This is a genomic window from Methylotuvimicrobium alcaliphilum 20Z (assembly GCF_000968535.2).
Classification (GTDB): domain Bacteria; phylum Pseudomonadota; class Gammaproteobacteria; order Methylococcales; family Methylomonadaceae; genus Methylotuvimicrobium; species Methylotuvimicrobium alcaliphilum.
This window is the reverse complement of sequence record NC_016112.1, coordinates 4,061,014-4,073,974: the sequence shown is the minus strand read 5'-3', so window position 1 is coordinate 4,073,974 and position 12,961 is coordinate 4,061,014. Positions and strand designations below refer to the sequence as shown.

Genomic DNA, 12,961 nt, shown 5'->3' with positions numbered 1-12,961 from the left:
GAAGCGGGTGTTAAAATCTACCCGTTTTAGTTACTGTGAAAGTTCGTAAATTTGGATTCATTATCTAATTTTTCGATATACAAATCTCTGTTCTGGCAATGCCGGTTCCGGAGAGGGTGCGGTTGCTCGATCGACAGACGTTGGCGGCAGGATAGCCGCCATCGAGCCTACATGGACGTATTCACGGCGTCCTATCGGGCGAGTGACCGCGCCCTCCCCACGTCTCGTACTTTCATTTGCCGGGGTGATTGCCGGGCTTTCATGAACGTTAGGTTAAGGCAAATTTTTAGCGTGCACTCTCTATAGGGAATCAAGAAAATGCCGGAACAAATCCGGATTAAGTTTTTTTAGGTCCGCTCTTAAAGCGATCGAGGTCGACTCAAGCGGTTCGGCGCTTAATTGCTTGGCTAGGCTGAATGCGAGAAAACCTTCCGTTTCGCCGTTTAAAATAAGGTCTTGTTTAGCGAGTGCCGGCTTGATCAATAGTATCCAGGCCGGGAAAAACTGCGTTGGCAACTCGGGGTCAAGTTCCTGAAATCGTTCCCAGTCGTCGGAAAGCAAATGATATCCGGTCTGTTTTAACAGTTGTTCGGCTGTTTCGGTATGCAGCAGGAATAACAAAAACCAATGCTCGAGACCGGCCAGTTCCCGGATCACTTTGAAGCTGGCCTCGGCATAGCGAAATAGCAAAATAGGTTGTTTAGAGTAGTCGGGTTCTTGTTCGATTGCTTTGGTAACGTCATGCCACAGAAATGCTTTCGTGCCTGTATAGCTGACATGTAGCTTAGGCTGCTCGGGATCGAAGGGGCGGCCGGTTAGTTCGGTGGTCAAGTCTTGCCACAGCGGCGTCAGAAAACGTATAGCTTCTGTTCGTAATAACTTAACCGCTAACGGCATCAGTGTATTATCTAAGGTATCGAGTTTATTGGATAACGAAAAGCCGGGCGCCCGGAATTTTTTTTCCTGCTCGATCAGAAGCGCATAGTCTTCGTGCTTTGCGGGGTCAAAGCCGTATAAGGTGTCTAGCAGTTCCGGAATTTTGCGTTTGTTGCGGTTAGTGATAGCGTCGATTAACTCGTTTTCGGCATAAACCGGTGCACTGTCGAAAAACAAATCCATCTGCATGCGGTCCTGCGCCGGTACGAAGTCCGTTTTGAAATTGATGTCGTTTTGCGGGTCGCGGCTGATGATCAGTTCGTTTTGCTCGGTTGAAAGATAGGTGCCGCGCGTTTCACTCAATCCCAGCGTTCGAGCATAATTCGTAGCAATGGCAAGTTGCTCGATGATACGTTCGCGCGGCGCCGTAAAACAACTGTCCAGGTTTTCGATAAGGCCGTCTCGCCAATCGATGTAGTTCGAATAGCTAAGATAGCCGGTCGCGAGCAGCCATGCGATCGGCGAAAATCGACCTTGTTCGGTCAGTAATTGGTCGACATGGTGCCGGATACTGCTGCGCATGTTTATTCTCTCGGAGTACCTGCCTGACGGCATGAGGCAATGAGTGCGTGCAGGTGTGGTTTGCCGAGGGTACGGGCAAGTGCGATATTGCGTCTAGGAATATTTTCCGAGTCCGGGTGGCGCTCGATGGCTTCGGAGATGCTGTCTTCGCGAAGCAGATGCAGGATGGGGTAGGGCGATCGGTTCGTATAATTGGCCGGATCGTCGCTGTCGCTATCGGCGAAGCAGTAGTCGGGATGAAAGCTGGCCAGTTGATAAATACCGTCGTAGCCCTGCTCCGACAATAGTGTTTCGGCCAGAGAGAGAAAATCGAGATAATCATCGAATTCGTGCAGCGAATGGGGGTAAATCAGCAGTGTTGTGTTTATGCTTAAGTCGGTATCTAAATGCCGGCATTCTTCGATCAAACGCTCAAGGCCGCTTGCGGTGTCGGCGCTTCGGCAAATACTGAAACGAATTCCTTTTTGGCGAAACGGTTTAGCGGCGAAAGGGCATAAGTCGAGACCGATGACAACGGTTTCGAGCCATGCCCTTATTGCGTATTCTACCGGGTCGACAGTCACTTCAACATTGAAGGATAGTTTCGAAGTGATTCGTTCGGTTAGGTATGGCTGACGCCGGCCGCAATTCTTTTTTCCCGTTCTTCGCTGGCTTTTTCGATTTTCGCAAAAACGCGCAAAATATCGGTGGCCGATACGATGCCGACCAGCTTGCTATTGTGATCGACTACCGGTAGTGCTCCGACTTTGTTTTCGGCCATAATGCTGGCGGCTTCTGACGCGTAAGTATCGGGATTAACGGTCAATACGCCTCGACGCATGATGTGTTGAACTTTTTGCGGAACGACCTGCAAAACGGTTTTTCCTTCGACGGTTTCAACCGAGTTGGAGTTGCTTTTCGGCCCTAAGGCTTTGTACAGGTCTCGATCCGATACGATGCCGATGACTTTGCCTTTTTCAACGACGGGTAAATGACGAACTTTTTCATAATGCAGCAAGAAAAAGACACGATCGATCATGTCATGTTGTTCGACTGTGAATACTTGCGAAGTCATTAGATCTTCAACACGCATGCAGTTGCACTCCTAAAGATAATTGATAAACCGAGTAAGAATAGGGAAAATATCTGTTTTTTACAAGAGTTAATGTCTATTTTGATATAAAATGTCTTGTTTTGCGAGAGCGAATTAACAGCTAAAGCTGTTTGTACTTAGGCGCGAATCCGACATATATTTCAAATAACCAGACAAACTTGGAGTTTCATTATGCGCATTATTCTTTTGGGTAGCCCCGGTTCCGGCAAAGGAACGCAAGCCCAATTTATTACCGAAAAATATGATATCCCGCAAATCTCGACCGGAGATATGTTGCGGGCCGCTGTGCGCGAAGGTACGCCGTTGGGCGTCGAGGCTAAAAAAGTCATGGATGCGGGAGGCTTGGTTTCGGACGATATTATTTTAGGATTAATTAAAGAGAGAATTGCGCAGCCGGATTGCCAAAACGGTTTCTTGCTGGACGGTTTTCCTCGCACGATCGCGCAAGCCGAGGGTTTAGCCGCGATGGATATCGTGATTGACCATGTTATCGAGATTGTGGTCGAGGACGAGGAAATCGTTAAGCGAATGAGCGGTAGACGTGTGCATCCTGGCTCAGGTAGGACTTATCATGTCGCATTCAACCCGCCTAAAACGGCCGGTCTCGACGATGTAACCGGCGAACCCTTAATTCAGCGAGATGACGACCAGGAAGACACCGTTCGTAAAAGGCTGAGCGTATATCATGAACAAACCAAGCCGTTGGTAGGTTACTATTCGGCATTAGGCGGCAAGACCCACTTTGCATCGATTGCCGGTGTTGGGTCGGTCGATGAGATTACGCAAAAGATTTTTGCCGTTTTAGGATAACGCGTAAGCGTCTTGATCGACGCTTAACGCATACTTTTACTTTCCGCTGACGCGGTAAATACAATGAGTAGCTATGTCAGGTAAAACTTTATACGACAAATTATGGGAAGATCACGTTGTCCATACCGAGGATGACGGTTCTTCATTGATCTATATCGACCGCCATTTAGTCCATGAGGTCACTTCTCCTCAAGCGTTCGAAGGGCTCCGTCTTGCCGGCCGCAAGCCGTGGCGACAAGCGAGAAATTTGGCCGTTGCCGACCATAACGTACCGACCACCGATCGCGATAAAGGCATTGCCGATCCGGTTTCAAGGCTGCAGGTCGAAACCCTTGAAAAAAATTGTGCCGAATTCGGTATCACCGAGTTCGATATGTCCGATATTCGCCAAGGCATCGTGCATGTCGTAGGGCCCGAGCAAGGCGCGACATTGCCCGGCATGACTGTAGTCTGCGGCGATTCGCATACCTCGACACACGGCGCGTCCGGCGCGTTGGCATTCGGCATCGGCACGTCGGAAGTCGAGCATGTCTTGGCGACACAATGTTTGGTACAGAAAAAAGCCAAAAACATGCTGATCAAGGTAGACGGTGAAGTGCGGCCCGGCATCACCGCGAAAGATATCGTGTTGGCGATTATCGGTAAAATCGGTACCGCCGGCGGGAACGGTTATACGATCGAATTTGCCGGATCCGCGATCCGCGCATTGTCGATGGAAGGCCGCATGACGGTATGCAACATGGCAATCGAAGCGGGCGCGCGCGCTGGTTTGATCGGGGTCGATGATGTCACGATCGAGTATTACCGCGACCGACCGCTTGCACCGAAAGGCAACGACTGGTTCATGGCCGAGCGTATGTGGCAGCAACTGCATTCCGACCCGGACGCAGTCTTCGATAAAGTTGTCGAGTTGAATGCCGCCGACATCAAGCCGCAAGTGACCTGGGGGACTTCGCCCGAATTGGTGGTGCCGGTCGATGCCAGTGTGCCCGATCCGGATCAAGAGAGCGATGCAACCAAGCGAGAAAGCATGAAGCGCGCACTGCAATACATGGATCTAAAGCCCGGTGTGGCGATTACCGATATTAAACTCGATAAAGTATTCATCGGTTCCTGCACGAACTCGAGAATCGAAGACTTGAGAGCGGCTGCCGCGGTCGCGAAAGGTAAAAAGCTTGCTGCTAACATCCAATTGGCCATGGTCGTCCCGGGATCGGGTCTGATCAAGCAGCAAGCCGAGTCCGAAGGCTTGGATAAAATTTTCATCGAAGCCGGATTCGAGTGGCGGGATCCGGGGTGCTCGATGTGCTTAGCGATGAACGCCGACCGTTTGGAGCCGGGAGAGCGCTGTGCGTCGACTTCTAACCGTAATTTCGAAGGGCGGCAAGGATACGGCGGACGCACGCATCTGGTCAGTCCGGCAATGGCGGCCGCTGCCGCGATTGCCGGGCATTTCGTCGATGTCAGCACCGAAGCAAATCAAGGAGCGCAAGCATGAGAGCATTTACCAAAATAGACGCGTTGGTCGCACCGTTGGATCGAGCCAATGTCGATACCGATGCGATTATTCCGAAACAATTTCTAAAATCGATACGCAGGGCGGGGTTCGGTCCGTTTCTGTTCGACGAATGGCGGTATATGGATCATGGCGAACCGGACATGGATTGCACAAATCGGCCGATTAACCCTGATTTCGTGCTGAATAAACCGGAGTACAAGGGCGCCGAGCTATTGTTGACCCGCGAAAATTTCGGTTGCGGTTCGTCGCGCGAACATGCGCCTTGGGCGCTCGAGGATTTCGGCTTCAGAGCGATCATCGCGCCGAGTTTCGCCGATATCTTTTATAACAATTGTTTCAAGAACGGTATCTTGCCTATCGTGCTCGATGCGGCGATTGTCGACGACCTGTTCAACGAATTGACCGAAGGTTATCGGCTGACAGTTGACTTGGATTCGCAAAAGATCGTCACGCCTTCCGGCAGGGAAATTGCCTTTGAAGTCGATGCCAATCGGAAATTCAGGTTGTTGAACGGGCTTGACGATATCGCATTGACCTTGCAACATGCCGATCAAATTCACGCATACGAGACGGAACGTGCGAAGCGAGCGCCTTGGTTGTTTGCATCGTAGTCATATCTATCGTAGATCAAAATTCGGCGCCAGGGGCCGTCAAAAATCCAGCACCTAAAATTTTAAGATTGTGAAACATAGCCAATCGGCTGTGGAATTTAGGGCTACTCACTTAACGTGGGACAGTTTAAGGTTAATCCTTAGTGCTTTTGTTCCGCCTTAAGTGGGACGCCGAATTTAGGTGCTGGCTTCACGCCATTCATTGCGGTTTGTATCTGCCGTAAAGTACCAAAGAAGGGTTTTTCGCCCCCCTGAATTCCATCATTCTTTCTTGTAAGATTGGATTTCGCTAAGGAATATGCACAAAATAACTTATACAAGTAGTAGGCTTTGTGGCGGTTTGGCGACTCGCTTGACAGGACGCCGTGAATACGTCCATGTAGGCTTGACGGCAGCTATCCCTGCCGCCGACACCTGTCAATCGAGCCGCCAAACCCCCTTCCAACAGTTGTCCAAGTTATTTCGTGCTCGTTCCTAAGTTAGGGGTTGGATTTCTCGCCTGACTCACCCGCATCCTTTAATAAAGGAGAGCGGTTTCTCGGTAAGAACGGAGTAAATGCTCTGTTCCCTCGGCGCAAATAAAGAGGCTAAAGTCATGAATGAAATAGTAAGTTTTCGAGATGCTTTTTTGAAACTCACCGGTCGTCTTGCCGATCAACTTCAGAATAACGCCTATTGGAATGCTCGGTTCGACCGGTTTGCACGCACCTGGTCCCAAATGGCCGGTAAACCGATCGCATTCAATGTGGCATTATTGGTTATTTTGACCTGGGTGATTACCGGACCTTTATTCGGTTTTAGCGATACATGGCAGCTTATCATTAATACTGCGACGACTATCGTAACATTTTTAATGGTGTTCTTGATTCAGAACAGCCAAAATCGCGATACCGATGCGTTGCAAGTAAAATTGGACGAATTGATCCGCGCCGTTGAAGGAGCTAACAATGAGCTATTGGATCTGGAAGAAATCGGCGACGAAGAATTGAAGTTACTCCGAAAGCAATATTTAGCATTAGCTCGGCTTTCAAGAAAGAAAGCTGGAAAATAAAATCGCTAAGAAAATTCGGTCAAAAGTTAAGTTGAGCGCGGGCGTTGCCGAATTTTTCGAGGCGATGAATATTAGCATCCCAAAGGTAGGTGATGCTGTGGTTTCTGTTTTAATGAAAAGGTAATCAAACATGACTAAGTTATACAATGTTGCCGTGGTCGGCGCCACCGGCGCTGTTGGTGAAGCGATGCTGTCGATCCTAGAAGAGCGAAATTTTCCGGTTGGTGAGGTGTATGCGTTGGCCAGTAGCCGTTCGGTTGGAAAACGCATTCCGTTCAAGGGTGGTTCGCTGAAGGTACAGGATCTAGCCGAGTTCGATTTTTCCAAAGTACAAATCGGCTTATTTTCGCCCGGCGCTTCGGTTTCTGCTGAATACGCGCCGAAAGCCGCGGCAGCCGGGTGCATCGTGATCGATAATACCTCTCAATTTCGTTACGACGAAAATATCCCGTTGGTCGTGCCCGAAGTTAATCCCGAGAAGATCGCCGACTATAAAAATCGAGGCATCATTGCCAATCCGAATTGTTCGACGATTCAGATGTTAGTTGCGTTGAAACCGATTTACGATGCGGTCGGTATCAGTCGAATCAATGTTTGTACTTATCAGGCGGTTTCCGGGACGGGTAAAGAAGCGATCGAGGAACTCAGTCTGCAAACCGCGCATTTATTGAACGGTAAACCGATTAAACCGAGCGTTTATCCAAAGCAAATCGCTTTCAATGTGTTGCCGCAAATCGATGTATTTATGGAAAACGGATATACCAAGGAAGAAATGAAAATGGTTTGGGAGACGCGGAAAATCATCGGTGACGAATCGATTCAAGTTAATGCTACCGCTGTGCGAGTGCCTGTTTTTTTCGGTCACTCCGAAGCTGTGCATATTGAAACGCGTCACAAAATAGATAGTAAATCGGTGCGCGCGCTTCTTGAAAAGGCGCCCGGGGTGACAGTTCTCGACGAACATCGGGACGGAGGTTATCCGACGGCGGTAACAGAATCCTCCGGACATGATAGTGTTTTTGTCGGGCGTATTCGCGAAGATATCTCGCACCCGCAGGGAATCGACTTATGGGTTGTTGGTGATAATGTCAGAAAAGGCGCCGCTTTAAACAGTGTGCAAATTGCAGAAGAATTGGTAAAAAATCACATCTAGTCTAAGCTTAATCTCATATTTGACTGTTCCGGGTAATAGATTGTGGTATATGTGTATGAAGGAGAGCAATGTGCGCAAACTGACTAAATCCATAGCGCTTTTATCGTTGATGACCCCGACTAGTGTTCTTCCGTTGGGAGTTGGCGATATCACATTGCACTCGGCCCTTAATCAAAGCCTTGATGCAGAGATTGCATTGATGCTTTCGCCCGACGAAAATTCGTCCGACATTACCGTGAAGCTGGCGCCTCCCGATAAATTCGATGAGGCGGGGTTACCTTGGAGCTATTTTCTTTCCAAAATTAAATTCAACCTGATTCCCGTGTCCGATAAGCGCGCGGTTATTAAGCTCAGTTCAACTGAGGTGCTCAAAGAACCTTTTTTAGATTTTTTGATTGAGGTGAGCTGGCCGAAAGGGACGCTGTATCGTGAGTTCACCGTTTTAGTCGACCCGCCCGCAACTTATCAACAGCCTGTGTTGCCGGTTCCTAGCGATTACGGTATGACGCCTGCCGAGCAAGAATATGCACGAGTTGTTGAGCGTCCGGTAGCACCTGCTCCGCGTCGTGAAGATGAGCGTGCGCCTGCTTCGGGAGTGTATGGACCGGTTGGCAGAAATGAAACCCTTTCGTCAATTGCCTCAAAAGTTAGGCCGTCAAACGATGTTTCGGTTGAACAGACCATGATAGCGCTCTTCGAGAATAATCCGAGCGCATTTTATAAAGACAATATCAATGCATTAATGGCGGGAGCACGGCTCAAGGTTCCGGAAAGAGAGGTCATACTGAAGCTTTCTCACCGGCAAGCAGTGGCGGAGTATGGTCGGCAAAATCAAGTGTGGCGAGGTCAGGTTGCGGTAGCAACGGAGGCGCCGGTTGACGAGGCTGTTATCGACTCGCAATTGAGACTCGTTGCCCCTGCTCAAGAAGATGTTGAAGAGACCGAGCGCGTTGTCAGCGGTGAAAGGGATGATAGCTTGTTGCAACCAGTCGATCCTGACAGAGCCGATCAGGATGAACCAAGCAGAGATGATGCGGAATTGCGAGCGCGATTGGAGAAATTGGAGGAACAACTGGCGGTGATGCAGCAAATGCTGGCCATAAAAGACGAACAGCTAGCCGCTTTGCAGCATAAAGAACCATCCGAAAAAGTTGTTGAGGTGCCACCCCCTCCTGTTGTTACGCCTCCGGTAAAGGAAACCGCTCCGCCTCCCCGTCCGGCAGCAAAACCGCCGCAACCAGTGGCGCAAGAGTCTGTAAGCGAACTTCTGGATTCTTTTTATTACGCGATAATAGCATTGGTCGGTGCCGGTTTGTTAGGTGGTTTAGGCTGGTTGTGGTTGAGGAAGCGCCAAACCGAAAAAGAAACCGATACGGATAGTATGTTCGCAGCATCATCGCAGATTAGTCTTCCCAACTCTGATGATGAATTGAATTTATTAGCCACGGAAGATGAGTCTGCCTATGATGTAGGTACCGTTGGTGAAAGCTCGTTCCTAAGCGAATTTACGCCGAGCGATTTTGACGCTTTCGACAGTGACCAGCATGAAGTCGATCCGATTTCCGAGGCTGATGTTTATTTGGCATACGGTCGTTATCAACAAGCCGAAGGGCTGATTCGACAAGCGATTGACGAGCATCCTGAGAATGACGATTACAAATTAAAGCTATTAGAGATTTTTTATGCGAACGAAAACAAGGAGGGTTTCGAAAATTATGCTAATGAATTGAAGCAAGCCGGAAAAAACGAAAATGGCGATTTCTGGGCAAAAGTTACTGAGATGGCCAGTGAAATTAGTCCAGGATCGGCCTTTTTCACTGACGATATTGATACGGAAGACAATGTCGAGTCGACGATTGACAAAGATTATCGGGAAGTCGATCCCGCTCATTCGACTGATGTAACTGAGACTAATCGTTTCGATTTCGATTTGCCTGAGTTCGATGATCTCGAGTCTGAAACGGAACAATCGCCTTTAAAAGATGAAGAAATGGAAGCTGAAAAGTCGGATAACAGCCTTGATTTCGATTTGGAGAGTTTCGATTTTTCGGTGCCCGAGCCCGAGGATCGTTCATCTGAGGTTTCAAAACAGCAAGCATCGGAGCAGAATCGGCAATACGATAATCAGATCGAGTTTGATTTGAGTCCGGAAGCAGATGCACCTGCAGAGGAAAAAACGGATGCCTCGGGCTCTGAAGAATTTGAATCGTTCGATTTTGAGACCTTCGATTCCGATACGGAGAAGAAGACTGATCCTGCTGACACTTCTCTGATGGATGAATTCGACGTCTCTTTCGACGAGAAAGAAACTCAGGCCGAAGGTGCATCCGGTTTGGACGAAGAGGAAAAGGATGATATTGGTTTTGATTTTAATTTCGATTTCGACTTGGATTCGACACCTAAGAAAGGCAGTGATGATAGTTTTCCGGACGATCTTGATTTAGGGGTTTCCGATCTGACCGATATGGATGAATTCGAAACCAAAATCGATCTTGCTAGAGCTTATATCGATATGGGAGATAGTGATGCCGCTAAGGATATCGCGCAGGAAGTATTGGATAAGGGAAGTTCGGAGCAAAAAAAGATCGCTCAATCGATTCTCGATGAATTGAAATAAAAAAAGGCCCGTTATCGGGCCTTTTTTATGACTATCTTGTCTGCTAAGGAATATACACAAAAATAACCAGCAATTCCCAGTTTGAGAAATTTTGCCGTATTCAGGATGCGGGGTATGCCTGTCGAGGAACGCCGTAAACCCATCCATGGGGGCTTGGCGGCAGCTAAGCGCCAAGGATGGTGTGAATGCAGATTTTGCATTACGCCAAGGATGGCGTGTAGTAGGGCAATGCAGGAGCAATTGCCGAGGAGCAAAAATCTGCCCCTGCCGCCGACATCCTCGCCAAGCACGCCCAGCACCCTTTTAATTGGGAATTGCTGCAAAATAACTGCTGTAAGTAGTAGGCGTTGCGGCGGTTCGGTAAGACGCCTAGCACTTTCATTTATTGGGGGATTGCTAGGTTTTCATGAACGTTAGGTTTATGACCAAATGCTTAGGTGTTCGCCTGGCCTTTTTTTATTCGGTTTTCGGGCGTTCGATAACTTCAATGGCATTACCGTCAAAATCCCGGCAAAACAATGCTTGGCGTCCGGAAATGCTCAATGTATATCGAAAGCCGCAGTTATCGAGGGCTTCCTTGACTGGAGAGAGGTCCGAACATGTTAATGCGACATGTCGATCTCTTCCTCCGTGGACTGGCCGACCAGAAGTTGGGTCGGGATTTTCCAATTCTAGTAAATGAATTTGCTGTTCGCCAAGTTGAAGCCAAGCGCCCGGGAAGGGAAGGTTCGGCCGTTCTGTTTGTTGAAGTCCTAATATATCCCGGTAAAAATGCAACGATTTTTCGGTATCGGAGACGATAAGACTAATATGGTGGATGGCAAGGTTAAATTTGGACATAGTTTTCTTATATTGGTTGTCGTTGAAACGATTATACTTCGCTCGGCTGTGTTGTTGGAGTTTATAGTAAAGCTCCGCTTACAGGGAAGTAAGGATTTCACTATACCCGTACTCTCTTTATCAGCAATTCCCAATTTGGGGATCAAATAGGGTGTGGGGCATGCTTGGCGAGGATGTCGGCAGCAGGGAGCTGCCGTCAAGCTCCCACGGATGAGTTTACCCAGCACCTAAATTCCATAGTTCATTGGCTATGGTTAACTATTTTGGGTAATTTAGGCCTGGGTTCACGGCGTCCTTTAACGGGCCCCCGGTGCCGAATTTTGATCTACGGTGGGTATATCCGACAATTCCTCGATAAGTTCGGTTTTTTTGGTAATGAACTGTTGAATCGAAGCTTGTAATTTATCGAAATGCCGGTCTGTTTCGAGGAAGTCTTTCGAAATCAAATTTTGTTCTAATGTTAAAGCCTGTTGACGGATATCCGTTAAACCGCAGAAACTGACCGAACCGTGCAGCTTATGGGTAATCGATAAGGCTTGTTGCCATTGTCGATGGTGGAGTGCTTTTTGAATTGAGTTAAGTTGTTGAGGAAGCTCCTCGTATAGTTTGTTTAGGATGGTTAATGCCAAGTCTCGGTCGTAAGCGGTTTTAGCCAGGAGTTGTTGCGCATAACCGGCCTGCTTTGGAGAGTCGCTTAAAGCATCACGAGGTTCGGTGGGGCGCCAGAGGGAGACGATTTCCTCTAGTTGCTCGGATAAAATCGGTTTAATAAGACATTCGTCGAAGCCAAGGGCAATGATGTCTTTGCGTTGGTTTGGTAAAGCATGCGCCGTTACGGCGATAATGGGAGTATCCTTATTCGGATTTTCAGTATGCCGTATGGCTTCGATTAATTCAAAACCGTTATGGCCCGGCATTTGTAAGTCTAAAAAAACCAGGTCAAACTGTTTGCTCTTCAGATAATTCAATGCTTCGATTCCCTCTTCTGTCGCGGTAATTTGATCGCAATGATCTTGCAATTGATTGACGAACAGTAAGCGGTTAATGGAATTGTCGTCGGCGATTAAAATTGAAAATTTACGGGGCGATAGGGAAAGTTTCGTTTGATCGCCGGAGTTCGTATCCAATGTGTGGTTACGAGCGGTGGTTGGGCCTGAGGTTTCATTATTGTTGGGGCTGAGGCTGTTATGCTTAAGCCGCCGGTAAGCCGCTAGGGCGGCTAATCCGGCTGCTAAGACCGAGACAAAACCGATGAGGGCGCTGATCTTGATCCGTTTAAGCAATGGTGTCATCGAGATTGCTTGGGCCGGTTCAATGAATGCTTGTTGCGCGTGACTGTTCCGTATCGCTTGATATTCTGCTAACAGCGCACCGGTTTGTGCGAGGTTGCTCATCAGCGTCGGTAAAAGCGCTATGATGAGGAGGTGTTTTAGTAAGAAAGATTTTTTCACTGCGGGAAGGCCAAGAGTAAAAATAAATTTGCGTATTTTAGTAAATGCTAATATTCTTTGGGTAACGCCGGTTCCAAACATTTATGTTTTCATTGTTGAATATTTGCGTTTGAATGGTGACGATCCTAACCCGGTTTTAATCAATGTAGTGTCGTAATATTTTATGAACGACAAATGTTAAAGCAGGGCTAAATTTGTTCTATACCCCTCGTAGATCAAAATTCGGTACCGGGGTGTCCGTCAAAGGACGCCGTGAACCCAGCACCTAAATTATCTAAGATAGTTAACCATAGCCCATTGACTATGGAATTTAGGTGCTGGGTGAATACGTCCATGTAGGCTCCATGCCGGTCACTCA

At 48.2% G+C, this 12,961-nt stretch carries 11 protein-coding genes; 6 read left to right on the top strand and 5 right to left on the bottom strand.

Annotated elements, in window-relative coordinates; translation table 11 throughout:
• Positions 1-300: 300 nt before the first annotated feature.
• The 3 genes from MEALZ_RS17310 to MEALZ_RS17300 are packed head-to-tail and all read right to left on the bottom strand — an operon-like array spanning position 301 to position 2,530.
• On the bottom strand, positions 301-1,458 hold the full coding sequence (locus MEALZ_RS17310; RefSeq protein ID WP_014149950.1) for a hypothetical protein: 1,158 nt from the start codon (positions 1,456-1,458) through the stop codon (positions 301-303).
• 2 nt (positions 1,459-1,460) lie between these two features.
• Entirely contained in the window at positions 1,461-2,021 is a 561-nt protein-coding gene (locus MEALZ_RS17305; protein ID WP_014149949.1) for a DUF1415 domain-containing protein, read from the bottom strand.
• 38 nt (positions 2,022-2,059) lie between these two features.
• Positions 2,060-2,530 (bottom strand): CBS domain-containing protein, encoded by a 471-nt coding sequence (locus MEALZ_RS17300; protein WP_014149948.1) that lies wholly within the window; start codon positions 2,528-2,530, stop codon positions 2,060-2,062.
• 192 nt (positions 2,531-2,722) lie between these two features.
• On the opposite strand from MEALZ_RS17300, the gene adk reads away from it, so the two are divergent.
• From adk to MEALZ_RS17270, 6 genes are all read left to right on the top strand, one after another.
• Positions 2,723-3,361, top strand: coding sequence for an adenylate kinase (gene adk / locus MEALZ_RS17295; protein WP_014149947.1), 639 nt, complete (start codon positions 2,723-2,725; stop codon positions 3,359-3,361).
• Positions 3,362-3,434: 73 nt separating this feature from the next.
• Complete coding sequence (gene leuC / locus MEALZ_RS17290; protein ID WP_014149946.1) at positions 3,435-4,859, top strand: 3-isopropylmalate dehydratase large subunit; 1,425 nt, start codon at positions 3,435-3,437, stop codon at positions 4,857-4,859.
• Positions 4,856-5,491 (top strand): 3-isopropylmalate dehydratase small subunit, encoded by a 636-nt coding sequence (leuD, locus tag MEALZ_RS17285; RefSeq protein WP_014149945.1) that lies wholly within the window; start codon positions 4,856-4,858, stop codon positions 5,489-5,491. The genes leuC and leuD overlap by 4 nt, the downstream gene beginning before the upstream one ends.
• Before the next feature lie 595 nt (positions 5,492-6,086).
• The gene (locus MEALZ_RS17280) at positions 6,087-6,542 is read left to right on the top strand and encodes a low affinity iron permease family protein (protein WP_014149944.1); all 456 of its coding nucleotides are present in this window, start codon (positions 6,087-6,089) and stop codon (positions 6,540-6,542) included.
• Between the two features lie 130 nt (positions 6,543-6,672).
• Positions 6,673-7,695 carry an aspartate-semialdehyde dehydrogenase gene (locus MEALZ_RS17275; protein ID WP_014149943.1) on the top strand — a complete coding sequence of 341 codons (1,023 nt, stop codon included), beginning with the start codon at positions 6,673-6,675 and terminating at the stop codon, positions 7,693-7,695.
• Between the two features lie 70 nt (positions 7,696-7,765).
• Complete coding sequence (locus tag MEALZ_RS17270; RefSeq protein ID WP_014149942.1) at positions 7,766-10,312, top strand: FimV/HubP family polar landmark protein; 2,547 nt, start codon at positions 7,766-7,768, stop codon at positions 10,310-10,312.
• Between the two features lie 456 nt (positions 10,313-10,768).
• Here the strand turns inward: MEALZ_RS17270 and MEALZ_RS17260 are convergent, their stop codons facing one another.
• Together MEALZ_RS17260 and MEALZ_RS17255 are read right to left on the bottom strand one after the other, a co-directional pair.
• Positions 10,769-11,152 carry a VOC family protein gene (locus MEALZ_RS17260; RefSeq protein ID WP_046061228.1) on the bottom strand — a complete coding sequence of 128 codons (384 nt, stop codon included), beginning with the start codon at positions 11,150-11,152 and terminating at the stop codon, positions 10,769-10,771.
• Positions 11,153-11,448: 296 nt separating this feature from the next.
• Positions 11,449-12,603, bottom strand: coding sequence for a response regulator (locus tag MEALZ_RS17255; RefSeq protein WP_162531690.1), 1,155 nt, complete (start codon positions 12,601-12,603; stop codon positions 11,449-11,451).
• Positions 12,604-12,961: the final 358 nt, after the last annotated feature.

Coding starts and splice junctions, on each gene's coding strand:
- MEALZ_RS17310 (WP_014149950.1), bottom strand. CDS start 1,458: ATGCGCAGCAGTATCCGGCACCATGTCGACCAATTACTGACCGAACAA.
- leuC (WP_014149946.1), top strand. CDS start 3,435: ATGTCAGGTAAAACTTTATACGACAAATTATGGGAAGATCACGTTGTC.
- MEALZ_RS17300 (WP_014149948.1), bottom strand. CDS start 2,530: ATGCGTGTTGAAGATCTAATGACTTCGCAAGTATTCACAGTCGAACAA.
- leuD (WP_014149945.1), top strand. CDS start 4,856: ATGAGAGCATTTACCAAAATAGACGCGTTGGTCGCACCGTTGGATCGA.
- adk (WP_014149947.1), top strand. CDS start 2,723: ATGCGCATTATTCTTTTGGGTAGCCCCGGTTCCGGCAAAGGAACGCAA.
- MEALZ_RS17260 (WP_046061228.1), bottom strand. CDS start 11,152: ATGTCCAAATTTAACCTTGCCATCCACCATATTAGTCTTATCGTCTCC.
- MEALZ_RS17275 (WP_014149943.1), top strand. CDS start 6,673: ATGACTAAGTTATACAATGTTGCCGTGGTCGGCGCCACCGGCGCTGTT.
- MEALZ_RS17280 (WP_014149944.1), top strand. CDS start 6,087: ATGAATGAAATAGTAAGTTTTCGAGATGCTTTTTTGAAACTCACCGGT.